General features: G+C 68.4%; 25 protein-coding genes. 23 read left to right on the top strand and 2 right to left on the bottom strand.

All coding sequences use genetic code 11. The features are described from left to right. Positions 1 to 247 precede the first annotated feature (247 nt). Genes ASG73_RS01485 through ASG73_RS01435 form a run of 11 tightly spaced genes read left to right on the top strand, consistent with a single transcriptional unit; the run spans position 248 to position 11,924 of the window. Positions 248 to 1,021, top strand: coding sequence for an ABC transporter ATP-binding protein (locus tag ASG73_RS01485; RefSeq protein ID WP_200946641.1), 774 nt, complete (start codon positions 248 to 250; stop codon positions 1,019 to 1,021). Further along, positions 1,014 to 1,844 (top strand): ABC transporter permease, encoded by an 831-nt coding sequence (locus ASG73_RS01480; RefSeq protein WP_162253951.1) that lies wholly within the window; start codon positions 1,014 to 1,016, stop codon positions 1,842 to 1,844. The genes ASG73_RS01485 and ASG73_RS01480 overlap by 8 nt, the downstream gene beginning before the upstream one ends. Before the next feature lie 23 nt (positions 1,845 to 1,867). After that, positions 1,868 to 2,962, top strand: coding sequence for an ABC transporter substrate-binding protein (locus tag ASG73_RS01475; protein ID WP_156466089.1), 1,095 nt, complete (start codon positions 1,868 to 1,870; stop codon positions 2,960 to 2,962). Beyond that, positions 2,962 to 4,467, top strand: a complete 1,506-nt coding sequence (locus ASG73_RS01470; protein ID WP_055989758.1) for an MmgE/PrpD family protein — start codon at positions 2,962 to 2,964, stop codon at positions 4,465 to 4,467. Before ASG73_RS01475 ends, ASG73_RS01470 begins: the two co-directional genes overlap by 1 nt. After that, complete coding sequence (locus tag ASG73_RS01465) at positions 4,464 to 5,423, top strand: isocitrate lyase/PEP mutase family protein (protein ID WP_055989755.1); 960 nt, start codon at positions 4,464 to 4,466, stop codon at positions 5,421 to 5,423. The genes ASG73_RS01470 and ASG73_RS01465 overlap by 4 nt, the downstream gene beginning before the upstream one ends. Beyond that, positions 5,420 to 6,865 carry an FAD-dependent oxidoreductase gene (locus tag ASG73_RS01460; protein WP_055989752.1) on the top strand — a complete coding sequence of 482 codons (1,446 nt, stop codon included), beginning with the start codon at positions 5,420 to 5,422 and terminating at the stop codon, positions 6,863 to 6,865. The genes ASG73_RS01465 and ASG73_RS01460 overlap by 4 nt, the downstream gene beginning before the upstream one ends. After that, positions 6,862 to 7,665, top strand: coding sequence for an SDR family NAD(P)-dependent oxidoreductase (locus tag ASG73_RS01455; protein WP_235499323.1), 804 nt, complete (start codon positions 6,862 to 6,864; stop codon positions 7,663 to 7,665). Before ASG73_RS01460 ends, ASG73_RS01455 begins: the two co-directional genes overlap by 4 nt. A gap of 50 nt (positions 7,666 to 7,715) precedes the next feature. After that, on the top strand, positions 7,716 to 8,312 hold the full coding sequence (locus ASG73_RS01450) for a cysteine hydrolase family protein (protein ID WP_055989749.1): 597 nt from the start codon (positions 7,716 to 7,718) through the stop codon (positions 8,310 to 8,312). Continuing rightward, the gene (gene tcuA / locus ASG73_RS01445) at positions 8,309 to 9,772 is read left to right on the top strand and encodes an FAD-dependent tricarballylate dehydrogenase TcuA (RefSeq protein WP_055989746.1); all 1,464 of its coding nucleotides are present in this window, start codon (positions 8,309 to 8,311) and stop codon (positions 9,770 to 9,772) included. Before ASG73_RS01450 ends, tcuA begins: the two co-directional genes overlap by 4 nt. After that, complete coding sequence (locus ASG73_RS01440; RefSeq protein ID WP_055989743.1) at positions 9,769 to 10,575, top strand: aspartate/glutamate racemase family protein; 807 nt, start codon at positions 9,769 to 9,771, stop codon at positions 10,573 to 10,575. The genes tcuA and ASG73_RS01440 overlap by 4 nt, the downstream gene beginning before the upstream one ends. Then, positions 10,575 to 11,924: an FAD-dependent oxidoreductase gene (locus tag ASG73_RS01435; RefSeq protein WP_055989740.1), complete on the top strand. Its 1,350-nt coding sequence runs from the start codon at positions 10,575 to 10,577 to the stop codon at positions 11,922 to 11,924. The genes ASG73_RS01440 and ASG73_RS01435 overlap by 1 nt, the downstream gene beginning before the upstream one ends. Here the strand turns inward: ASG73_RS01435 and ASG73_RS01430 are convergent. Then, positions 11,914 to 13,149 (bottom strand): flavin reductase, encoded by a 1,236-nt coding sequence (locus ASG73_RS01430; protein WP_055989738.1) that lies wholly within the window; start codon positions 13,147 to 13,149, stop codon positions 11,914 to 11,916. The two genes, ASG73_RS01435 and ASG73_RS01430, sit on opposite strands and share 11 nt — an antisense overlap. 138 nt (positions 13,150 to 13,287) lie before the next feature. Between ASG73_RS01430 and ASG73_RS01425 the strand changes: the two genes are divergently transcribed. The 6 genes from ASG73_RS01425 (at position 13,288) to ASG73_RS01400 (ending at position 17,760) form a co-directional block, all read left to right on the top strand. Further along, entirely contained in the window at positions 13,288 to 13,992 is a 705-nt protein-coding gene (locus ASG73_RS01425) for a TetR/AcrR family transcriptional regulator (RefSeq protein ID WP_235499322.1), read from the top strand. After that, a complete protein-coding gene (locus tag ASG73_RS01420; protein ID WP_156466088.1) occupies positions 13,989 to 14,630 on the top strand; it encodes a TetR/AcrR family transcriptional regulator in 642 nt (213 codons plus the stop codon). The genes ASG73_RS01425 and ASG73_RS01420 overlap by 4 nt, the downstream gene beginning before the upstream one ends. A 145-nt stretch (positions 14,631 to 14,775) precedes the next feature. Beyond that, positions 14,776 to 15,891 carry an SMP-30/gluconolactonase/LRE family protein gene (locus tag ASG73_RS01415; protein WP_055989730.1) on the top strand — a complete coding sequence of 372 codons (1,116 nt, stop codon included), beginning with the start codon at positions 14,776 to 14,778 and terminating at the stop codon, positions 15,889 to 15,891. Positions 15,892 to 16,013: 122 nt separating this feature from the next. Then, positions 16,014 to 16,382 carry a 2Fe-2S iron-sulfur cluster-binding protein gene (locus tag ASG73_RS01410; RefSeq protein WP_156466087.1) on the top strand — a complete coding sequence of 123 codons (369 nt, stop codon included), beginning with the start codon at positions 16,014 to 16,016 and terminating at the stop codon, positions 16,380 to 16,382. 2 nt (positions 16,383 to 16,384) lie between these two features. After that, the gene (locus tag ASG73_RS01405; protein WP_055989724.1) at positions 16,385 to 17,314 is read left to right on the top strand and encodes a catechol 2,3-dioxygenase; all 930 of its coding nucleotides are present in this window, start codon (positions 16,385 to 16,387) and stop codon (positions 17,312 to 17,314) included. Then, complete coding sequence (locus tag ASG73_RS01400; protein ID WP_055989721.1) at positions 17,314 to 17,760, top strand: GlcG/HbpS family heme-binding protein; 447 nt, start codon at positions 17,314 to 17,316, stop codon at positions 17,758 to 17,760. Before ASG73_RS01405 ends, ASG73_RS01400 begins: the two co-directional genes overlap by 1 nt. Positions 17,761 to 17,885: 125 nt before the next feature. On the opposite strand, the gene ASG73_RS01395 is transcribed toward ASG73_RS01400, so the two are convergent. Next, positions 17,886 to 18,836, bottom strand: coding sequence for an AraC family transcriptional regulator (locus ASG73_RS01395; protein WP_055989718.1), 951 nt, complete (start codon positions 18,834 to 18,836; stop codon positions 17,886 to 17,888). 235 nt (positions 18,837 to 19,071) lie between these two features. On the opposite strand from ASG73_RS01395, the gene ASG73_RS01390 reads away from it, so the two are divergent. The 6 genes from ASG73_RS01390 to ASG73_RS01365 all read left to right on the top strand — a co-directional run bounded on the left by ASG73_RS01390 (position 19,072) and on the right by ASG73_RS01365 (position 24,005). Beyond that, a complete protein-coding gene (locus ASG73_RS01390) occupies positions 19,072 to 19,512 on the top strand; it encodes a hypothetical protein (protein ID WP_055989715.1) in 441 nt (146 codons plus the stop codon). A gap of 37 nt (positions 19,513 to 19,549) precedes the next feature. Continuing rightward, entirely contained in the window at positions 19,550 to 20,560 is a 1,011-nt protein-coding gene (locus ASG73_RS01385) for a phenol 2-monooxygenase (protein WP_055989712.1), read from the top strand. A 14-nt stretch (positions 20,561 to 20,574) separates the two neighbouring features. Beyond that, positions 20,575 to 20,889 carry an MmoB/DmpM family protein gene (locus tag ASG73_RS01380; RefSeq protein WP_055991267.1) on the top strand — a complete coding sequence of 105 codons (315 nt, stop codon included), beginning with the start codon at positions 20,575 to 20,577 and terminating at the stop codon, positions 20,887 to 20,889. A 91-nt stretch (positions 20,890 to 20,980) separates the two neighbouring features. Continuing rightward, positions 20,981 to 22,546, top strand: coding sequence for a YHS domain-containing protein (locus tag ASG73_RS01375; RefSeq protein ID WP_055989709.1), 1,566 nt, complete (start codon positions 20,981 to 20,983; stop codon positions 22,544 to 22,546). Position 22,547: 1 nt separating this feature from the next. Continuing rightward, positions 22,548 to 22,874, top strand: a complete 327-nt coding sequence (locus ASG73_RS01370) for a phenol hydroxylase subunit P4 (protein WP_055989706.1) — start codon at positions 22,548 to 22,550, stop codon at positions 22,872 to 22,874. 33 nt (positions 22,875 to 22,907) lie between these two features. After that, positions 22,908 to 24,005, top strand: coding sequence for an NADH:ubiquinone reductase (Na(+)-transporting) subunit F (locus ASG73_RS01365; RefSeq protein WP_055989703.1), 1,098 nt, complete (start codon positions 22,908 to 22,910; stop codon positions 24,003 to 24,005). Positions 24,006 to 24,007 lie beyond the last annotated feature (2 nt).

Genomic DNA, 24,007 nt, shown 5'->3' with positions numbered 1-24,007 from the left:
GTGGCGGCGAAGGGCAAGGCGAGGGGCCGGTGTGGCAGCGGGCGACGAGGGCACTACGGGTTCGGACACGGGTGCATCGTTGCACACAGAAGACGGAAAAGTGTTGAATGAAGACTGTTGACAGTTGGTAACAAGGCTGAAAGTGTCTGGTCCTGCTGGACAACGTGGTCCAGCACCGACGCGGGGTCGAAGGGCGCCGCCGTGAGGAGGCTCTGTGACAGAACGCATTGAAGTTCGTGATGCCGAGGTGGTGTTCACACGCAAGGGGGCGGACCCGGTCACTGCCATCCATGGCGTCGACCTCGAGGTCGAGGCTGGTGGCTTCGTCTCGATCGTCGGGCCGTCAGGGTGCGGAAAAACCACCTTGCTGCGCGCCATCGGGGGCCTGCAGGATCTAAGCAGCGGGTCGATCGCGGTCGGTGACCAAGAGGTGATCGGGCCACAACGGTCGATCTCTTTCATGTTTCAGCAGCCCACGCTGCTCCCGTGGATGACGATCGAGCAGAACTGCCTGATGCCGGCTCGCCTGCACCACCGCCTCGACGAGCAGTACCGGCGTCGAGTGGGAGCCCTTCTCGAGCGCGCGGGACTGGGGACCTTCGGCACGAAGTATCCGAAGGAGCTGTCAGGTGGCATGCAGCAGCGCGCCTCCATCGTCCGGGCTCTGGGTCAGGACCCTGAGGTCCTCCTGCTCGATGAGCCTTTCGGCGCCCTGGATGCGATGACGCGCGAGCAGATGAACTTCGATCTCCACCAGATGTGGGCCCGTGCCGGGGTGACCACCTTGCTCATCACGCATTCGATCCCAGAGGCCGTCCTTCTGGGCGAGCGAGTGATCGTCATGTCCAGCAGGCCTGGACGCATCATCGACGACATCGAGATTCCCTTCGGGCGGGAACGCTCAGCCGATGTGATGAATGACCCCGAGTTCAGCCGACTGACGGCCCACGTTCGCTCTCACTTCGCCAAGGACGACGAGACGGCCCGTGTGAAGGAGCGTGGACAACTTGTCCGTGACTGAGGCGAGCACCGTCAACAAGCGAACCACATCTAGCCCAACCAAGCCCCGAGGTCCTGCACGACGCAAGGGCACCGCTGGGCGTGCCAACGGCAACGCCATCGCGACCCTCTCCGTGATCACGGTCTTGGTCGCCTGGGAGTTCGTTCCCCGCCTGCTCAAGATCGACACGTTCATCTTTCCGCCTTTGTCGGCGGTGCTCAACAAGTTCACCGACGGCGCGACGCTGACGCTGCTTTACCAGCACGCGCAAGTGACGATCTACGAGGCGCTCGTCGGGCTCGCCATCGGCATATTCCTGGGTGTATCCGTCGGCTTCGTGTTGGCCGAGTGGTCGGTTACGCGAAAGGCTGTTTACCCCTTCATCGTGGCGTTCCAGTCGATGCCCAAGGTGGCTCTTGCCCCGCTCTTCATCATCTGGTTCGGCTTCGGGTACACGCCCAAGATCTTGGTCGTCGTGATGCTGGTGTTCTTCCCGATGCTCGTCAACACGATGAATGGCATCCTCTCCACCGATCCGGCGCGGCTGGACCTGTTCAAGTCGCTCTGCGCCTCGCGGTGGCAGGTCTGGCGCCGGCTGCTTCTCCCAAGTGCTCTCCCCAGCATGTTCGCCGGCCTGGAGGTGGCGGTCGTGAACTCCTTCATCGGAGCCATCACCGGTGAGTTCGTCGGTGCTGATGCGGGCCTTGGTGTCCTCCTCCAACAGTTCAAGAACGCCTATGACACTCCGGCCGTCTTCGCGATCCTCGTCATCCTCGCGCTTGTCGGGGTGCTCCTAAACCAGTCCGTTCGACTCTGCCGACGACGCTTCGTCTTCTGGCAGTGACAGTCCAGAGAAAGTTCACACTCATGACACTGCGCCACTCTCTCGCCTGCTCTGCCGGGCTGATGTCCACCGCTGTTCTGGCCCTAACGGGTTGCGCGCCGTCCACTCCCGGAGCCCAGGAGGGCAAGGAGGGGACAACCAAGCTGGTCGTTGCCCCCTCCTCCGAGATGTCGGCCGCTTGGGCCCAGTTCGCGGTTGCCCAGGAGCAAGGCTTCTTTGCCGACAACGGCATCAGCGTGGAACTCCAATGGCCGGGAGGCTCCTCAGACGTTCTGCAGCAGATGGCGACTGGCCGAGTCCAGATCGGTGCACCGACGCCTGAAGCGGTCCTTGCCGCTGAGGCGAAAGGCCAGGACGTCGAGATGGTCTACAACTGGACGCGGGCACCGGTTCAGTGGTTGGCAGTGAACAAGAGCGGCTCCATCAAGTCATTCAAGGACTTGGAGGGCAAGAAGGTGGGCGTCGCGAACTTGGCTTCGGGGGCGAAGCTGCTTTGCGAGGCGGCAGTCAGCGAAGCTGGCGGCGATCCGAGCAAGATCGACTTCGTGGCCACGGGTACGGGCATCGCGGCCAACGATGCCCTGAAGCAGAAGCGGGTCGACGCACTCATGCTGTGGGACACCGAGTACACGAAGATGGAGCAGGCTGGTTCGCATCTGCGGTACATCAAGTCCGAGGCGTACGAAGACCTCTTCTCCACCACCTTCACAGCCCAAGCCGAATGGGTGAAAACCAACCCTGAACTCGTCAAAGGCTTCGGCAAGGCATGGGCAGAAGCGACGGTCTGGGCCACGGAGAACCCCGAAGCAGCCGTGAAGCTGATGTGGAAGCGCTACCCGCAGACGAAGATCTCGGACGACCCCAAGCTTCTCGAGAAGCACGTCGAGATCTTCGAAGGGCGCAATGTCTCGGCCATGACGGGTGACCCAGTCAAGAGCCAGACGCTTGGTAAGTACCCGACCGACAGCATCGACACTTGGCTGGAATTTGCACGGGACTCCAAGATCACCACGACGCCGCTCAAGGCGGATGGGTTGTACACCAACGACTTCGTTGACGCGTACAACGACTTCGATCCCGAGGCTGTCAGGAAGTCCGCCTCGGAGTTCGCCGACTGATGAGTGAGACAGAGGTCCTCATCGAGGCGGTTGTCACTCGTCGGGCCGTTTGGTCCGAGAAGGCCGTGGAGACGGCGGTGTCGGCGATTGTCGACACCCTCGGAGTCGGAGTTGCAGGTGTCTTCGCGCCGCAGGCGCGCATCGCCGCGGCTACGATCCTGCCGACAAGGGTGGGTGCGGACGACGATGACAGCCGCGTTCCGGTTGTTCCGCTGCTGACCGACACGCGGTCCTTCGCCGTGGCCGACTCAGCCTTCGTCCTCGGAACGGCCATCCACAGCATGGACTGGGACGACTTCATGCACCCGATGCACGGCCACTGCAGCGTCGTGCTCCTCGGCGCCCTCTTGCCTCTGGGTGAGGCGATCGACCGGTCGGGCAAGGACCTCGTCGACGCCTTCATGGTCGGCTACCAAGTGGATTGGCTCGTCAGCCTGGCGCTGTCGCACGCCCACTACCACCGGGGCTGGCATGCCACGAGCACCATCGGAGTGCTCGGCGCGGCCGCGGCGTGCTGTCACATGCTCGGCCTCGACGCGACAAAGACGCGCCACGCCTTGGGGATCGCGGCTTCCCGGGCGGGTGGCATCAGGGCCAACTTCGGTACGACGACCAAGGCCTTGCACGCCGGCTTCGCTGCCCGGGCCGGGGTCGAGGCTGCTCTGCTCGCGAGAGCGGGCGCCACGAGCTCAGGGGACTGGCTCGTCGGCCCTTCGGGAATGATCGCGACCTTCGGGGGGCAGCACACGGTGCATCAAGCGATCGTCGAGGTCGCCGAGGGGGCTGCACGCACTGCTGAGGGGCGACCGGTCCACGCGCTGGAAAGCCCGTGGGGCCGGGTGCAGAAGCCTTTCGCATGCTGCGGCTCGATCCACGGTGCCATCGACGCGCTCCTGACCCTTCGCGAGGAGCACGGGTTCGAGGCAACAGACGTCGCGAGCGTGGTGGCCCACGTCGACCCGATCGTCCTCGACATCATGCGGTACGCGAGTCCTTCTGACGAGAACCAGGCGCGATACTCGCCCACCTGGGTCATGGCGGCGACGCTTGTCGACGGTGCGGCCGGCGCGGCGCAGTTCGGGTTGGCGGCCCTCGCTCGGCCGGACATCTGGGCGGCGCGCGATCAGGTCGCCGTTGTTGGCGACTGGTCGACCGACGACGACGCGCGCTTCGGCGGCAGGGTCGTCGTGGAGCTGCACGACGGGAACTCGCTCGTCCACGAGGTCAGCGAATCACGTGGTCACCCACGCCGGCCGCTATCCGCCCGGGAGCAGGAGGCCAAGCTCCGCTCCGGCGTCGCCACGGTCCTCGACGCCGAGCTCGCCGAGCCCGTCGTCGACGCCGTCCGAACGGTCGCGTTGCAGCCGGTGCGCCGGACGACGGCCGCCATCAGAAATGGCATTCGTCGGCAACTGTCAAGTGTTGACAGTTTGCAGTACGATCGTGCTCACGAGGTGGGCGGCGCTATCAGGGCGTCGCAGACCGTCGATGAGAGGGCGTCATGACCGCAGCACCCAACGTTCGCGACCTGCCGGGGCTCACCACGAGTTGGAGCGCCCACGAGCGACGCCTCCGCCTTCGGGAAAGGCTCGCTGGCGAGGCATTCATCCTTCCGGGAGTCACCGACGCGATGGGCGCCAAGCTCGCGGAGCGGGCCGGCTTCGGTGCGGTCTACGCAACGGGTGCAGGGCTGGCCAATGCCCAGTACGGGCTGCCAGACCTGGGTCTGGTGACTTTGCCCGAGTTCGCTGAGCACACCAGCCGAATCGCCTCAGCCGTCGACGCACCCGTCATCGTCGACGCCGACACCGGGTTCGGGGGGCCTCTCATGGCCGTTCGCGCAGCCAGGATGCTGGAGCGATCGGGCGCCTCTGCCCTCCAGATCGAGGACCAGGAGATGCCCAAGCGGTGCGGGCACTTCGATTCCCACACCCTCATCCCGGCCGAGCACATGGCCAGCAAGATCGCGGCCGTCCGCCAAGGGCTGGACGACGCGGCCACCGTGGTCATCGCCAGGACCGACGCGCGCAGCGTGCACGACATCGACGAGGCAATTCGTCGCGCCCACCTGTACGCCGAGGCCGGCGCGGACGTTCTCTTCCTCGAAGCCCCTCGGACCGTCGAGGAGATGGAGCGAGTAGGCCGCGAGCTCGCGGGCCTGCCCCTGGTCGTCAACGTCGTCGAAGGAGGCAAGACGCCCGAGCTGTCCCTGCCGGAGTACGACGCCCTCGGGTTCAAAGTGGTGCTCTTCGCCAACTTCCTCATGCGCACCCTCATGCATGCCGGCCAACTGGCCCTCGAGCACTTGGCCACCCACGGCGAATCGGGGTCCTACGCCGACCGGATGGTGTCGTGGCAGGAGCGGCAGGCCATCGTGAACCTCGACGCCTTCCGCACGGCGGAGGCGGCCTTCGACCTCCCCTGGGAGCCGACCACCGGTGTGGAGGCGATCGGGCAATGAGCACCAAGGTCTTCGCCGACGAGCCCGGCATCACGACCGATGGTCTGCCCGTCGAGCGTGAGCTGCCGGAGCAGGTCGGTGTGGTCGTCCTCGGGGGCGGCCTTGCCGGGGCGGCCGCGATGCTCGCCGCGGCCGAGGAGGGCCAATACGTCGTCCTCCTCGAAAAGCTGCCGGTCCTCGGCGGCTCGACGATCCGCTCTGCCGGGCTCAGCGCCTTCGTCGACACCGACGAGCAGCGTGAGCAGGGCATCGAGGACTCCGAGGAGCTGCTGCGCCAGGACCTCCTGACGGTGGGTCTGCACCACAACGACCCCGAGCTCGTCGACACCTATGTGAGCCACCAGGCCGGGACCTATCGCTGGCTCAAGGCGCACGGCGTCGAGTACGGCCACATCCACGCGGCCTCGGGGCAGTCCGTCCCCCGCTCGCACCCCAGCGACACGACCGCGATGCTGCGCCATCTCTTCGATGCTGCCGGTCGACTGGGCGCACGCATCATCACCGACGCCCCGGTCGAGCGGCTGGTCTGCGAGGACGGCCGGGTCCGCGGCGTCGTCGTCGAGCGTGACGGTCAGCGGCACACCATCCGCTGCGACGCCGTCGTCATCGCGACGGGAGGCTTCGCCCGTGATCGTGAGCTGCTCGACCGGGTCGCCCCGCAGATGAGGCACGCCCTCCTCGCCGGGGGGCCGGGCAACAGCGGTGACGGCATGGTCATGGCCCAGGCCCTCGGTGCGGGCGTGCGGGACCTGCCTTGGATCAAGGGGACCTACGGCATCTACTTCGAGCCGCACCCCGACGAGGACGGCACCGGCATCCTCGCCGTCTACAAGGGCGCGATCATGGTCGACGTCCACGGCCACCGGTTCGTCGACGAGTCCCGGCCCTACAAGGAGCTGGGCGACGAGAGCCTCGCGCAGGAGGGCGGCCAGACCTGGCAGGTCTTCGACGCGCAGGTGATGGCCAGCAGCTCGGACGAGGTCCCGATCTACGACTTCGCCAACCGCCTGTCCGCGGGGATGCTCGAGGTCGCCGACTCGATCGCCGACCTGGCGACTCACCTGGGGACCGACCCGGGCGCGCTCGAGGAGTCGGTGCGCGACTACAACGCGCGCATCACCGCCGGTGAGCGTGATGCCTTCGGCCGCGAGCACCTCGTCGGTGCCGTCGGCCGTCCCACACCGATCGACGAACCCCCCTTCTACGCCCAGCGGTCCGGCACCGTGGTCCTCGCGACCTACTGCGGGCTGACCGTGGACCCGCGGATGCGGGTACTCGACGTCTTCGGCTCTCCGATCGAGCGGCTCTACGCCGCGGGCGAGGTCGTCGGTGGGCTCCACGGCGCCGGCTACATGACGGGGACCAGCATCGGGAAGTCGGCGATCTTCGGTCGGCTCGCCGGCCGCCACGCTGCCCGGGAGGAGAGTGATCTGCAGTGGTGACCACGACGGACCAGCACGAAGGGGGGACCCGCTCCCCCTTCGACATGAGCGGACGAGTGGCCGTCGTCGTGGGCGCCTCGGCCGGCGGGCTCGGCCAGGAGGCCGCCCGCGCGCTCGCGGCCGCGGGCGCCACGGTCGCCCTGGCCAACCTGCCCGGCCTCGTCGACCAAGTGGAGCGCGTCCGGGCAGGCCTGCCCGGGAGCGGCCACTCGGCGCACACCGTCGACGTCACCGACGAGCTGTCCGTGCGCACACTCGCGCAGGACGTGGTCGAGCGTCACGGACGGGTCGACACACTCGTCAACGCTGCCGGGATCATGCTGCGCAAGGCCTACGACGAGACCTCGGTCGAGGAGTTCGAGCGGATCATCAAGGTCAACCTCGTCGGCTGCTGGATCGTGGGGCGTGAGTTCGGCTCCCGACTGGCAGCGGCTGGAGGAGGCCAGATCGTCAACCTCACGACCGTCTACGCCGAGCGGGTCGGACCGATCCCGGAGAGTGCCTACTACGCCTCCAAGGCGGGCGTGGTCAACGTGACCCGGTCCCTCGCCAGCGAGCTCGGGCCGCAGAAGGTCACCGTCAATGCGCTCGCCCCCGCGGTCTTCTACCCCACGGCGATGACGATGCCGCTGGCCGACGACCCGGAGCAGCTCGACTGGTTCGCCCGGCGGACGATGCTCGGTCGCCTCGGTGACGTCGACACCGACTTCGCCGGCCCTCTCCTGCTCCTGGCCTCACCGGCCAGCAGCTATGTCACCGGGCAGGTGCTCTACGTCGACGGCGGCTGGTCCGCCTGGTGACCGAGCACCTCCCTCACTCCCAGACCACACCACGACACGAAGGATCCTCGATGACCACCGATCGCACCGCCCTCCTCCTCCTCGACTACCAGATCGCCCTGGGGCAAGAGGGCGACCTCTGCATGGCGCCGCCGCTGGCGGCCCAGGTCCGTGAGCGTGGCGTCGTCTCGACCGCGTCCAAGGTCCTCGAGGCCGCGCGCGCAGCCGGCGTGCCGGTCTTCCACATCCGTCTCGCCTTCGACCCGACCTACAAGCTGCGGACCAACCGACTTCCGCGCTTCGACGGCTACCCCGGCAACCAGAAGATGAAGGTGGGCTCGCCCGAGGCAGAGTTCCTCCCCGAGCTGGCCCCGACCGACGACGAGGCGGTCGTCGACAAGGGGTGCGTCGACCCCTTCGTCGGCACGGCCCTGCGTGAGGTGCTGGCCGCCGACGGCATCGACCACGTCGTGCTGGGTGGCATCGCCACCCACCTCGTCGTCGAGTCGGCTGCCCGTCACGCCAGTGACTCCGGTCTGCAGGTGAGCATCGTCGAGGACATGTGCGCCGCACCGGACCCCGCGCTGCACGACCACGCGGTGACCAAGACCCTGCCGCTCTTCGGCACCGTCACCACGGCCGACGAGGTCATCGGGAGCTGGGCATGAGCGAGCAGACCCACGACGTGATCGTCGTCGGCTCGGGCATCGCCGGCCTCTCGGCCGCGATCAGTGCCCGGGAGGCCGGCGCCAGCGTGCTGCTGCTCGACCGGGCCACCGAGGACGAGGCCGGGGGCAACACGCGCTACACCGAGGCGTACATGCGCATGGCCTCGGTCGACGAGCCGGCCGAGGGCCTGACGGATGCCCTTGTGGACGACTTCATGGGCCACCCCGACCCCGGCCTGACCGCTGACCTGACGAAGTCGTGGGACAAGCGGGCGCCGCTCCTGCGGGCCCACCCCATGGTCGACCTGGACTACGTCGAGACCTTCGCGGAGGAGGCCGGTCCGACGCTGCGATGGCTCGAGGGCCACGGCATGGCCTTCGGGCAGCTCCCGACCCTCTTCCTCACGACCTCGACGACCCGGCTCGCCCCCATCGGTGGTGGGCTGGCCCTCGTGGAGACCCTGAGTCGCCGGGCCAAGGAGCTCGGCGTCACCTTCGCCTACGAGAGCACCGTGCGTGAGCTCGTCATCGAGGACGGCGTCGTGGCCGGCGTCGTCGCCGCGACCCTGACGGGGCGCGTGACCCACACGGGTGTCGTCGTGCTCGCCTGCGGTGGCTACGAAGGCAACGCCGAGATGATGGCTCGTTACCACGGGGCCAAGGCGATGATCTGTCGTCCGGTCGCTCGCGGCGGCAACTACAACAAGGGCGAGGGCATCGAGATGGCGCTCGCGGCCGGAGCGGCGACCGCGGGCAACTTCAGCCTCTTCCACGCCGAGCCGATCGACCCGCGCTCCGGCGACCCGGAGGCCGCGATCATGGCCTTCACCTACGGGATCCTCGTCGACGTGCACGGGCAGCGCTTCGTCGACGAGGCACGAGGGCCGATCGACGCCTGGTACGAGCGCACGACGCGAGACATCCAGGCGCAGGACCGTGGCATGGCCTGGATGATCCTCGATGCGGCGGGTCAGGCGGTCCCCAACATCCGCACCGCGATCCGGACCGAGGAGCCCCCGGTCACGGGCGACTCGATCGAGGAGCTCGCGGACAAGCTCGACGTCGACCCGCAGGCGCTCGCCGCGACGATCGCCGAGTACAACGCGGCCTGTCCCGGCGGCGAGTGGGACGTCACCCGACCGGACGGGCTGGCCACCGTGGACCTGTACCCCGCCAAGAGCAACTGGGCACGGCCGATCGAGCAGGGTCCCTTCGCGGCCTACCCGATCATGGCGGCCAATGTCTTCACCTTCGGTGGGCTCAAGGTCGACGCCTCCTCCCGGGTCATCGACCGCGATGGTCGGGCCATCCCGGGCCTGTACGCGGCCGGTGAGATGACCGGTCTGTACTACTCCAACTACGTCGGGTCGACGTCCGTGCTGCGAGGGGCGACCTTCGGACGGATCGCCGGTGCGCAGGCCACGGTGAGGACCGGCGAAGGGGAGGTGGCTGCGTCATGAGGATCTGGCACCAGTCCTTCACCGTCCTGGACGACGTCCCCCACTACAGGGATGCGTTGGCGCGCCACCTGTCGGGTGCGGCCGGGCCCGACAACAGCGTCGACCTGCACGGGATGCGGGCCGGCACCTACCCGAGTGACTACCCCGGGACCCACATCAAGTACGCCTACCTCTCCGGGCTGCACAAGGACCAGTTCGTCGGGGCCGCGCTGCGTGCACAGGACGAGGGCTACGACGCCTTCTTCATCGCGACGATCCCCGACACCGCGTACGAGGAGGTCCGGACTCTCGTCGACATCCCCGTCGTCACCCTCGGGCAGACGAGCGTGCTGATGGCAGCACAGCTAGGGCGTCGCGTGGGGATCGTCAACTTCATCGCGGAGCTCGAGCCCCAGCTGCGCCGCAACATGGAGGTGTACGGGCTCGACCGGATCGTCGGACCGATCCGGCAGGTGGATCGCGCCTTCACCGACATCATGCAGGCGTACGCCGACCCGGCGCCCCTGACGGAGGCCTTCACCGAGGCGGCCCGTCGCGCGATCGCGGAGGGCGCCGACGTCATCGTGCCGGGCGAGGGACCCCTCAACGTCTTCCTCGCCGACCAAGGCATCAGTCGCATCGACGACGTCCCGGTCGTGGACTCGCTGGGCACCTGCGTCAGGGTCGCACTGCTGCGCGCGACCCAGCACCGGGAGCAGGGCCTGGTCGCCTCGAGGAGAGGCTTCTACGGCGAGCAGCCACCGCGAGGCCTCGTCGACGCGGCCCGCACCTTCTACGGGCTCGCCGCCGCCTCCCAGACGTGATGGACACCATCGACGTCGACGTGGCGATCGCTGGCGGTGGTGCCTGCGGGGTCATGGCCGCGCTGCGGGCGAGCGAGGACCCCGAGCTCGTCGTCGTCATCTTCGAGAAGAGCACCCGTGAGGGGTGCAATGCCGACGTCTCCTCGGGCAGCCTGGCGGCCGGCGGGACCCGCCTCCAGCGCGAGGCGGGCATCGAGGACTCCCCGCAGCGGCACTGCGAGGACATCATCGGCAACTCCGGCGACGAGTCGCTGCGCGACCTCGTGATGAGCTTCTGCGAGGTGGCGCCGCGCTACGTGGACTGGATCGCGGACACGCTCGGCTACCCGCTCGAGGTGGGTGTCGACATGCCGCGCAAGGGGATGAGCGTCCCCCGGTTGCACGCCGACCCGGAGCGTCGTGGCGGGAGACCGCTGATGTCCTTCCTGCGAGCCGAGCTGGCCTCACGCGACAACGTCGCCTTCGTCGACGAGGCTCCGGTCCGGAGACTGCTCACCGAGGCGGACCCGGACGAGCCGTCCCGAGAGCGGGTCGTCGGGTTCGTCGCGGAGCAGAACGGCCGGCCGGTCGAGGTCCGAGCCACGACCACCGTCGTGGCCACCGACGGTTTCGCCAACAACCCGGCGCTCATGCAGCGCTTCGCGTCGAGCCTGGGCACCCCCTTCTACGGCGGTGTGAGCACGTCCACCGGTGACAGCATCGGCTGGCTGGAGCCGCTCGGCGCCCAGTGGATGCACATGGAGGCCTGCCTGCGTCACGGTCAGGTGACCCTCGGGCACGGCACCCGGGTCAACCCCGCGCTGCCCTGGGCGGGGGCAGTCCTCATCAACTGCGACGGTGAGCGCTTCGTGGACGAGCAGGCCAACGGGTACTCCGGGCTCGCGGGACACATCCAGGCACAGCCGGGCGAGCGGGCGCTGATGGTCTGGGACGAGCAGGCGATGGCCGAGACCATCACCTCGGAGATGATGCGCGACTCCCTCGCTGCGGGAGCGATCCACGACGCAGCGGGCCTGGTCGACCTCGCCGACCAGACGGGGATCGCCGCCGAGCTGCTCGCGCGAGCCATGCGCCCGCTACCGGGTCGTCGGGCCCAGCAGGGGCGACTCCACCACACCTGGCTGACGCACGGTGTGCTGACGACGCAGGGCGGGGCGCTCATCGACACGGGGTGCCGGGTCGTGCGGGCCGACGGCTCCACGGTGTCCGGACTGCGGGTGGGTGGGGGCAGCGCGGTGGGCACCGCGGGCCCCAAATCCGAGGGCTACTCCTCGGGCAGCGGCCTCATGGCGGCCATGGGTGCCGGCTGGATCATCGGCGAGGAGATCGCCGGCGGCCTCACATCATGAACCAGCTCTCGTAGGCGCTCAGCGCTGCGCTGCTCTCCTCGCCGCGCAGTGCCGTCCCGACCTCGCGCGCCGCCTCCTGCAGACCACCGACCCACTCGCGCACCGTCTCACCGGGGACGTCCTGGGGCAGCTGGGTCAGCCGCAGGACCATCGAGACCCCGCCATCGGGGCTGAAGACCGGGACGACGATCGAGCCGAGGTCGTAGTGGGTGTCCTCGCAGATGTCGATCGGCTCGAAGAAGTGGGCCATCTCGGCGATGACCTCACGGACGGCGCGCTCACGGCTGGGTGTGAGGGGACCGGACGCGTACTCGTCCAAGGCGTCGTGCAGCCGGGCGTACTGGGGAGCGCCGACGGCACCGACCTGGACGACGGCATAGCCATCGCGTCGGACCGTCTCCAGGCGCCGCCGGTAGCGGGCCTGCACCTCCCCGTCGGGCGCGGCCTTGGCGCACCAGCGGTCCTGCACCTCCTGCGAGGCGTGGGCGACGTACACGTCGCCGATGGGTGGCATGAGGGGGATGCGTGCTCCGAGCCGCTCGTAGACCTCTGCGCTCCCGGCATACGCGGAGTCGGCGGTCGTCATCTCGTCGTCGTTGAGGACGGTCAGGACCGCGGACTCGCAGCGGTACCGGTCGGCCAGACGCCGGATGTGGGGCCGGGCCGTCTCGGCGAGCCGGAGAGCCTCGATGAAGTCGCCGTCCCCGAGCGCCGACAGGCCCTTGGGGTTGAAGCCTCCGTACCCTCCCTGGAAGAAAAGGAGGGGTGTGACCGGCCGGACGATCTCGAGGTCCTCGACGGCACACAGGGTGATGTAGTGGTCGCCGGCGAGGATCTCGTCGTGCAGGCGGCAGTGGATGCTGGCGACCGCCTCGTCGAGCACGGGCGCCCCGGTCGGTGACGGGCGCCAGCCGACGCGATCGAACTTGTCGTCGGCGGGGATGGCCATCGTGCGGCAGACATCGGTCTGGTCGTGCGCCAGGACATTGATGACGAAGGAGGGGCACTCGCGCAGCCGCGCGTAGGTGCCGGACTCGGCTCCGGGCATGAAGGCCACGAGGGCGGGCTCGAGCGAGACCGAGGTGAAAGTCCCCAGGACCATCCCCACCGGCTCGCCGTCCGGGTGGACCCCCGTGACGACGACGACACCCGTCGGGTAGTGGCCGAGTACCTCGCGGAAGGTTGCGGCGTCGAAGCGCCGCCCGAGTGCGCGGTCCTGTGTCATGTGAGCCTCCTCGTTGAGTCCCGGTGCCCGGCCCCACATGGAAGCCTGTAGTGATTGCTACAGTGACGTTACCGAGTTGATCCGCAGGATTCAAGCGGTGACATCGCTCATGAGCGGCTCGATGGCCCTCATCCCTGTATGTTGGGCTCCAGTGAGCAGGTGCTCATCCGCTTCATCGATCGACTGACAGGGGACGTCGTGCCGCGCAAGACCGACCGGGTCCACAAGCAGGGCGAGGAGTCTCGCCAGACCATCTTGAAGGCCACTCTGGAGATCGCCGCCACCTCAGGGTATGACGGCACGACCGTCGCCAAGGTCGTCGAGCGGACGGGGCTGCCGGCCAGCTCGATCTACTGGCACTTCGGCAACAAGGAAAAGCTGATGGCCGCCACGCTGGAGTACTCGTACCGGCAGTGGCGCCCCACGGCGCCCACCTGGGTCTCGAGAGAAGAGCCCGATGACCTGCGCGAGCGCCTCGAGCAACGCTTCCAGAGGGCGGCGCTCTCCCTCGTCGAGACTCCGCAGTTCTGGCAGCTGGGGCTGCTGCTCACGCTGCAGAAGAGGGTCAAGGAGCCGGAGGCGCGCGCCAGGTATCTCGAGGTGCGCCGCGACACGGAGGATGCCATGAGCACGTGGTGGATGGAGGTCCTCCTGCCCGAGGCCTTCCCTGACGAGGAGGCGAGGACCGCGGCTGCCCGCACGGTTGCCAGGACGCACATGGTCCTCATGGACGGCCTCTTCGTGCACGTGCGCTCGAGCACGGCCAAGGACGTGCGTCGCCTGACGGCACTGGTCGCCTCCGGCTGGGCGGCCCACCTGCAGGAACTGGGGTGGGCTCGATGAGCCCGGTGGGGCCCGGCTCCGAGGACAGGCCGCGGGAGAGTGGCCTCGCGTCACGGGACCGCATCCTCGAGGCGGCGGCCGAGGTGGCCCGTGAGCGTGGCGTCACGGGGGCGACCATCGCGGCCGTCTGCGCCCGGTCCGGGCTGCCGGTCTCCAGCCTGTACTGGCACTTCACCGACAAGGACGCGCTCTTCGCCGAGGTCGTCCGCACGAGCTTCGCGCGGTGGCTCGCCGAGTCGCCGGGCTGGGGCGCGCAGGAGGGCGACGTCCTCGAGCACGTCTCGGACCTGCTGCGAGCGACGGAGGAGACCCTGCGTCGCCGCCCGAGCTTCATGAACATCGGCATGCAGGTGCTGCTGGAGTCCGGGGAGGACACCCAGCAGACCCGGCAGGCATATCTGGACGTCCGCGCTCAGGCGCAGACGATGATGATGGTCTGGCTCGAGCGGGCACTGGCGCAGATCGGCGATCCCCAGCTGACGGCCGATGTCGCGGTCCTCTTCCGGGCGCTGTCCGACGGTCTCGTGGTGGCGGGCGAGGCCTTCGACGACTTGGAGGGCGGGGAGATCATCGACCTCTTCGTCCCGGTCATCCAGGCGGTCCTGCGCCAGGCCATCGAGCAGGGCAAGCGTCCCTGACGAGGGGATGGAGCGCCCGGACCAGCCAGTGCATCGGATCCCTGTGAGCAGGAGTTGCCGGGTGCCAAATCTTCTGTAGTGTCCCTTCCACTGACTCGACCGGAGCCAGGTGGTTCAACGACGCACCACGGAGGACGACACACCCATGAACATCACCAGGTCGACACTGCCTCGTCTGGCGGCGGTCGCCGCCGTCGCCCTCGCCGGCGCCACCCTCTCGACAGGCGCGAGCGCGACGCCGCCACAGGCCACGCCGAAGCACGAGCTCGAGGGCTTCCTCAGCGGACCGACCAGCCCCGAGGACATCGTCGAGCTCCCCGGGTCGGGCAGCGCGCTCGTCAGCGGGCTGTCGGCCGACCCGCTGTCCACGAACAGCGTCGGCCATCTCTACACGGTCGACAGCGACACCCATGAGGCGAGCGAGATCTGGCCCGAGCGCGACTGGTCGGTCGACTGGGACCGCACCCGCTTCCCGACCTGCCCCGGCCCGCCCGAGGCGTCGATCGCCTCGCCCCACGGGATCAACGTCGAGCAGACGGGGACCGACACGTACGAGGTCTACGCCGTCAATCACGGCGGCAGGGAGGGGGTCGAGGTCTTCGAGCTCGACCTCACCGACGGCACCGAGCTCACCTGGACCGGGTGCGTGACCCTGCCCAGCGGAACCTTCGCCAACGGCGTGGCGCCGCTCCCCGGCGGGGACGGCCTCGTGGTGACCAACTTCTTCGACCCGACGCAGTCGGACCCCTTCTCGCAGATCTTCAGCGACACCCCGAGCGGCGACCTCATGCGCTGGGACCGTGCGACGGGCTGGAGCACGGTGCCGGACTCGGCGATGGCCGGCCCCAACGGTGTCGTCGTGACGCGTGACGGACGCACGGCCTTCGTGGCGGAGTGGGGTGGCCGTCAGGTGCATCGCATCCCGCTGGACGGGAGCCGCGCGTCCGCCCGGTCGGCCGTCGGGCGAGCGAGCATCGACGTCCCCTTCATGCCGGACAACCTGCGCATCTCGAGGCAGGGCGAGGTGCTCGTGACCGGGCAGGACTTCACGCCGGAGAACGTCATCTCCTGCCAGGCCGACGACCTCGCGAACTGCCCCACCGGGGTGTCGGTCCTCGCGGTGGATCCGCGTCGGATGACCTCGCACGTCCTCTACGAAGGTGAGCCAGCCGACTTCCGGGCGCCGACGGTGGCTGCGCCCGTCGGTGCCGAGCTCTGGGTCGGCGCCGTCAAGGGCGACCGGATCGCGGTGCTGCGCTGACGGGGCCCTGACGGGGTGGCGTTCCGCGAAGGGGAACGCCACCCCCCTTCGTCCACATGGTGGGAGAGAGTCGGAGGCAACGGGGCGCCGATGCCTCGATGTCGACCACGAAGGAGTGCTCGGTGGCAACCATCATCGTGCAGCCGTCGGGAGCCGAGATCTTCATCTCGCCCGACGACACCGTGCTGGCCGGTCTGCAGAAGGCTGGCTATGCCTACACGGTGGGCTGCCGACGCGGAGGCTGCGGCATCTGCAAGGTGGACGTCCTCGACGGCTCCTTCACGTACAACCGAACCGTGGCCGACTCGGTCATCACGGCGACGGAGCGCACCGACGGCACCTGCCTGAGCTGTCGTGCTGTCCCCGACGAGGACCTGACGATCCAGATGCGAGACGCGTCCCTGCGCCTCGTCAACCCCCTGCTGGGCCAGCTCAACGCGAAAGCACGCGAGCGTGCCAGGGCGGCCAGCAACGCACCGGAGGAGCAGTAGACATGGGCATCATGCGAATGGGGTACGCCCACGTGCGTGTCACCGACATGACCGAGGCCAAGAACCACTACGGGTCCACGATGGGTCTGTACGAGACCCTCGAGGACGTCTCGCCCGAGGGCAACAAGCGGGTCTTCTACAAGGGCTGGGACGAGTGGGACCACCACTCCGTCGTCCTCGAGGAGGGCGGCGTCGGCGTCGTCAAGTACGGCTGGAAGGCCCAGCACGAGGCCGACATCGAGGCCATCGAGAACAAGGCCAAGACCTTCGGCCTGACGGTGGAGCGCATGTCCGCCGGGGAGAACCCCGAGGTCGGTGACGGCATCCGCTTCACCACCACCAGCGACCACGTCTTCGAGGTCTTCCACTCGCAGACGGCCATCGGGACCGAGGTCGGCACGCACAACCCCGACCCCTTCCCGCGGCACCTCGTGGGCATCGGCGTCCCGGCGCTCGACCACTCGCTGATCACCTGCGAGGACCCGAAGCTCATGGAGAAGCTCCTCATGGACGTCTTCGACTTCTACCCCACCGAGCGGATCCAGACCAGCCTCGAGGACGACCACGAGCTCGCCGGTACCTGGCTGACCTCCAACAACCAGATCCACCAGATGGCGGTCATCGGCGGCCCGCAGGGCAAGCTGCACCACTTCGCCTTCCGGCTGGACGACTGGAGCCAGGTCGGGCACGCGGCGGACCTGCTGACGATGGACGACGTGGCGGTCGACGTCACGCCGACCCGTCACGGCATCACCCGCGGGCAGACGACCTACTTCTTCGACCCGAGCGGCAACCGCAACGAGGTCTTCGGCGGCGGCTACCTCGCCTTCCCGGACCGGCCGACCAATGTCTGGACCGTGGACCAGATCGGCAAGGGGATCTTCTACCACTCCCGCGAGCTCAACGAGCGCTTCACCAGCGTCCTCACCTGATGAGCCACACCCGGCGCAGCGCCGTCCTGACCCTCGAGGGGGCCGGGGCGGCGCTGTCCGCTGCCCTGGCGCATGCCACCGAGCACGGCCTGCGGATGAACATCGCCGTCGTCGACACCGGCGGCGCGCTGCTGACCTTCGCCCGGATGGACGGCGCCTTCGTCCACTCCGGACCGATCGCCATCGACAAGGCGTGCACGAGCGTCGGCTTCGGTGGTGCACCGACGGCAGGCCTCTACGAGGCGCTGGCCGCAGAGGACGCGGTGATCCGCGGGATCGGCAACCGTCCGGGAGTTGCGGCCTTCGGCGGCGGCGTCCCGATCACGGTCGACGGCGAGCTGGTCGGCGCGATCGGCGCCTCCGGTGGCTCTGCGGAGGAAGACGAGCAGGTTGCGGCCGCCGGAGCGGCCGCGGTGGGCACCGGGCCCCTCTCGGACAACGTCTGACCCGAGCTTTCGCCGACCGTTCGTCTGCATTGCCATAGGGCAATGCAGACGAACGGTCGGCCTGACCCGACGTGACGGAACGGGGAGAGCCTCACCCGACGTGCCGGGGAGAAGGGGGGCGGCGCTCAGCTGGCCGTGGCGAGGGTGTGGCTCGGCAGCTCGCCGTACTTGTCGCGATAGGCCGCGGCGAAGCGACCCAGGTGGGTCACCCCCCACGACAGCGCCACGTCGGTGACCGTCCCGCCCCGTCCGTGGACGAGGTCGTCGTGGATGCGCTCGAGCCGCACATCGTGCAGGTGGGCGAAGGGGGTGGTGCCCACGTGCTCGCGGAAGGACTGCTGCAGGCGTCGCACGCTCACCCCGGCGATCTCGGCGAGGTCGGCGGGTGACCAGGCGCGCGCGGGGTCCGCAGCGATGGCCTCGATGACCCGGTGGACCGGTCGCGGACGCAGAGTGCCCTGCGTGGGCGGCTCCTCCGGGACGGCCGCGAGGAGCAGGCCGGTGACGAGCATGCTCGCGATCGACGCGGCGACCTGCGGGTCCTGGTAGAGGATCCCGCCGCAGTCGCGGGCGTTGTCGAAGGTCGTGCGGGCCATCTGGAACCAGGCCCGGCCGGCCGGCGTGCGCAGGTCGATGTCGGTCGGGAGCACGACGCCCTTGCGCGCGAAGACCCGCTCGCTCTCCCGGCGCAGGTGCTCGGCGTCGATGCGCAGCCCGAGCACGTCGAGGTCGGGGGTCCAGGCCGGCATCCGCGCGGGGGTGTCGGCGGGGAAGGCCGTCGCCTGGCCGGGACCGGCGTCGAAGTCGAGGCTGCCGATGCGTGAGGCGAGGTGACCGCTCAGCGGGATGTTGACGGCGACCGCACCGGGGTGGTCGGAGTCGATGCCGACCGTCGCGCCGAAGCGGATGTGCGCCAGCCGGCAGCTGCCGAGGTCGATGACCTCCAGGCCGGATGCTGCGGCCTCCCGCGGGGAGGAGCTCGGGTGCATCGCGTGCGGGAAGTAGGCATCGGCGAGCGCCTCCTGCAACCCCTCCCAGTCCTCGAACCGGGGGGCGGTCTCCCGAAGGTGCTTCATCGCACTCCTCTCGCGATCATCACTGCTCCATCGATGATGACCGCCACCAGTCTCCCACCTCGAGGCGTTCCTGACCACGGAACACCTCTGGCCACGCAGCCGGGTGCGTCAGGTGGACAGAGGTTGCGTCGGGTGGATCGTGGGGAGCCCGCGACCGGCCTACGTTCGTCAGCACACATCACATCGGGGTGATGGGCGAAGCCCGTACTCCGATCGACCCTAGGGAGACGAGCGGATGACGCCCTTCATGACCCGCGTGGCCGAGCTGGTCGGCACACCGGAGCAGGACCTGGCCGAGCTGGCCCCGGGCGGGACCACCGTCCCGGAGACCCGCATCAGCAAGCGCGTCGCGACCGGGACCGGCGCCGACCGGCACGTCGCCCTGCGCTCCCTCGCCGAGCAGTACGTCTGCGAGGGCAACGCGATCCTCGGCCCGGGCCGCGCACACCTCGACCTGGTCGACGAGGCCCTCCCCGACGAGCTGGCCTTCACCGTCACCTACGGCGACGCCGGTGCGCGCTGCTCGACGGCCTTCGCCGACGGGCGCGCCTTCGGCCGGATCGTCGGCACCTTCGACGAAGGGGACGAAGCGCGCGAGCTCGTCGGACCCGACGCCCTGCCGGACCTGCTGGTCCAGCTCCTGGAGGCCGGCGCCGACACGCCGACCTCCGCCTGACCCCCCTTCGCCCCACCACGACCGAGGAGAACGTCCAGTGCAGTACGAACTCAAGACCCAGGTCATCGAACCCCAACGACACACCTTCACCCACATCGCCAAGCGCTATGGCGACAAGCCCGCCTCGCGCTACCTCGAGGGCACCATCGACGTGCAGGCGAAGGAGCACTTCCACTACCGGCCCACCTGGGACCCGACCCGGGAGATCTTCGACGACTCCTACAGCATCTTCCGGCTGACGGATGCCTACTCCTTCCTCGACCCGCGGCAGTTCTACTACGCGCCCTATGTCACGGCTCGCGCCGCCCACCACGAGGCCTTCGCCACGTCCCTGAAGTACATCGAGGACCGTGGCCTGCTCGAGCGCCTCTCCGACGGCTGGAAGGGCGTGCTCACCGAGCTCGTCATCCCGCTGCGTCACCTGGAGAGCGCCGGCCAGCTGATCCTGTGCAACATGGCGCGCTTCGGCTGGGGCGCGTCGATCACCCAGGCCGCTGCCTACTCGGGCTTCGACCGGGTCGGCAACGCCCAGGTCCTCAGCCGCGCGGGCATCGCCCTCGGCGGCGGCACCGCAGACCTCCTGACGGAGGCCAAGCAGCACTGGATGGACGACGCGGCGCTGCAGCCCCTGCGCAAGTTCGCGGAGGAGACCATCGTCGAGGCCGACTGGGGTGTCGCGCTCCTGCAGCTCGACGCCGTCGACCACCTGCTCTACGACCTGCTCTACCAGCACCTCGACGACGAGGCCGTCAACAACGGGGCTCCTGCCTACTCGCTCATCTCGCAGCACATGTCGAGCTGGTTCGACGACAACCGCAAGTGGATCGACGCGTTGTACAAGGCCTGGCGCGCCGACCCCGAGCTCGGCGAGACCAATGCCGCGATGCTCGCCGAGCACGGCGGCGCCGCGGTCGACGCTGCCCTGGCTGCAGTCACCCCCTTCGCCGCCCGCATCGACGAGCTGCTCGGCGCCGAAGTCAACGCCGTCGACCGGATCACCACCAAGGCCGCCGAGGTGCGCGCCGCGTACACCGGCGAGCAGGCCTGAGAGAGGACATGGACATGAGTGAGCAGACAGCAGCTGATCAGACGCAGACCAAGGCCGTGCGCGATGTCGGCGTGGTCATCCAGGAGTCGGAGTCCAACCGTCCCGTCATCGAGGCCATCGAGCAGGACAACCCGGAGTGCACCACGATGCACACCCCCGGCCTCGTGCGGATCACCGCCCCCGGACGGATCGTGATCAACCAGGAGACGGTCGAGGAGAAGGTCGGCCGCGAGTGGGAGACCCACGAGTTCCAGATGGCCATCGTCAGCTACTTCGGCAACATCCAGGAATGGGACGACGACGAGATCGTCATCGCCTGGGACCACTGAGCAGGGGGTCTCGAGGCTCGGCCGCAGGCGGCCTCGCACCTCGACCCGCGTGAAGAACAGACCGAACAACGACGTTCACAGGAGATCCGAGATGACTCTCGCACCCGAGAAGAAGAGCAAGAAGACCAAGAAGCTGTCGATGAAGGCCCGCTACGAGGCCCTCACCCGCGGACTCGACTGGGAGCCCAGCTACGTGGCCAAGGACGAGATGTTCCCGCACCTCGACTACGAAGGCATCAAGATCCACGACTGGGCGGCCTGGGAGGACCCCTTCCGCCTGACGATCGACTCCTACTGCAAGTACCAGGCCGAGAAGGACAAGCGTCTCTACGCCGTCCTCGACGGCTTCGCCCAGGGCCAGGGCCACCTGAGCCTCACCGACGCGAGCTACCTCAACGCGATGAAGGTCTTCATCCAGGGCGTGACGCCGCTCGAGTACGGCGCCCACCGCCACTTCGCCTACCTCGCGCGCCACTTCGCCGGCCCCGGCCCGCGCTTCGCCGCGCTCTGCCAGTCGATCGACGAGATCCGGCACATGCAGACCGAGATCCACACCCTGTCCAACTACAACAAGTACTACTCGGGCATGCACAACTGGCCGGAGAACTTCGACCGGGTCTGGTACCTCTCGGTGCCCAAGAGCTTCTTCGAGGACGCCCTCTCCTGCGGTCCCTTCGAGTTCCTCATCGCCGTCGGGTTCTCCTTCGAGTACCTGCTGACCAACCTGCTCTTCGTGCCCTTCATGTCCGGCGCGTCCTTCAACGGCGACCTGCCGACGATGACCTTCGGCTTCTCGGCGCAGTCCGACGAGTCGCGCCACATGACCCTCGGCCTCGAGGCCATCAAGTTCCTGCTCGAGCAGGACGAGGCCAATGTCGAGATCGTCCAGGGCTGGATCGACAAGTGGTTCTGGCGCTCCTACCGCGTCACGGCGCTCGTCGCGCAGATGCTCGACTACATGCTGCCGCGCAAGGTCATGAGCTGGAAGGAGTCCTTCGAGCTGTACTTCGAGGAGCAGATGCTCGGCGGCCTCTTCGAGGACCTCGCCTTCTACGGCATCAAGCCCCCGCGTCACGTCGAGGACGCCATCAAGGAGAAGGAGCTGCTCTCGCACCAGGTCTACTGGACCCTCTACCAGTTCTCCTTCGCCGCCGGCTTCACGACGACCGCTCCGACCGACGAGCACCTCGACTGGCTCTCGCAGGCCTACCCGGACACCTTCGACAAGTACTACCGGCCGCTGTGGGAGAAGGAGAAGAAGAACATCGAGAACGGCGGGCGGCACTTCGCTCGCGGCCTGCCTCAGCTGTGCCAGGTCTGCCAGGTCCCGATGCTCTTCACCGAGCCGGGAGAGCCCAGCGTCCTCGCCCAGCACGAGTCCGAGTTCGAGGGCGAGATCTACCACACCTGCTCCAACGGCTGTCAGTGGATCTTCGACCGCGAGCCGGAGAAGTACCGCCAGGCCTGGCTTCCCGTGCACCAGATCCTCCAGGGCAACTGTGGCGGGCCGACCGTGCCGGACGTCCTCGAGTGGTACGGACTGCAGGACGGCGACGCCGGTGAGTACATCGGTTCGCGGGACCACAAGAACTGGGTGGCGTGGCAGGGCGAGGCCGCTGCCGACACCGCCGCCCCGACCGAGAAGGCAGGTGCCTGACATGGCGATCAAGAGCTTGGGCGAGTACAACTTCCCGTCGCGGTCCGCCGCGGAGAACTACGGCGACGACCAGCTCGTCTCCGTGTGGTTCCAGGACACGCTGTGGTTCGCCGCGCCGGTCATGTTCCGCGCGCCGCGCGCCATGACCTGGGCGGAGTTCAAGGACCAGCTGTTCGTGCCCTTCGCCGAGGAGGACCCGGACTACGACCCGGCCGCCGGCCGGACGTGGACCCTGCACGGCAAGCCCTTCGAGCCGCAGGACGGTCAGTCCCTCGCCGACCTCGGCGTCCGGCACAAGGACGTCATCGGCACCCGCGTGGCTGCGTAAGCCACCCCCTTCGTCCCGCTCGAGGAGAAAACCATGACCAAGTACACGATCACCGTCGAACCCGTCGGCCGCGAGGTCCAGTGCGACGAGGACCAGACGATCCTCGATGCCTGCCTCCGGGCGGGGGTGTGGCTGCCGCACAGCTGCACCCACGGCACCTGCGCCACCTGCAAGGTGGACAAGCTCGACGGTGAGGTGGACCTCGGCGAGGCGAGCACCTTCGCCCTCATGGACTTCGAGCGGGACGAAGGGAAGCTGCTCACCTGCTGCGCCAAGCCGCGGGAGGACGTGACGATCGAGGCGGACCTCGATGTCGACGAGGACATGGAGGTCTTCCCGGTCGAGGACTACACCGGTACCGTCGTCGTCCTCGAGGACATCGCGCAGGACACCAAGCGCCTCGTCGTCGAGCTCGACCGTGAGATCGGCTTCAACGCCGGTCAGTACATGAAGTTCTCCGTGCCGGTCGCCGAGGGTGACGAGGCGGTCGACCGCACCTGGTCGATCGGCTCGCCCCCCGGCGAGACCACCCGCCTGGAGTTCCACATCCGCAATGTCCCGGGCGGGCGCGGGACGGACGGCTGGGTCTTCAAGACCCTGGCGAAGGGGGACGAGGTCCGGATGTCGGGACCGTACGGCCGCTTCGTGCTCAAGACCGGCGACGACAAGCACGCGATCCTCGTCGGTGGCGGCACCGGCGTCGCGCCGCTGAAGTCGATGGTGCGCCACGCCTTCGAGGCCGGCGAGTACGAGGGCGAGATCACCCTCTACGCCGGGGGGCGCACCCGGGCGCACCTCTACGACGTCGAGGCCTTCCGGGCCCTCGAGGACGAGTACGACGAATTCACCTACCGCCCCTGCCTCTCCGACGAGACGCCCGAGGAGGTCGCCGCCGACGGCGACGACCCGGACGGCTACGCCTACGGCATGGTCACGACGGTCATCGAGGCAGACCACGAGCGGCTCATCGGGTGCCGTGGCTACCTGTGCGGTCCCCCGCCGATGGTCGACGCGGCGCTGAAGACCCTGATGAGTCGGCGCCTGTTCCCCCGGGACATCTTCCGGGAGGACTTCTTCGACGAGTCCGACAAGAACGGCTCGGGGCTGAAGAGTCCGCTCATCAAGCGCTGAGT

Source organism: Janibacter sp. Soil728 (assembly GCF_001428305.1).
Lineage (GTDB): Bacteria > Actinomycetota > Actinomycetes > Actinomycetales > Dermatophilaceae > Janibacter.
Note: the sequence above shows the minus strand (reverse complement) of the source record. Positions and strands in the feature narration are given on the sequence as shown.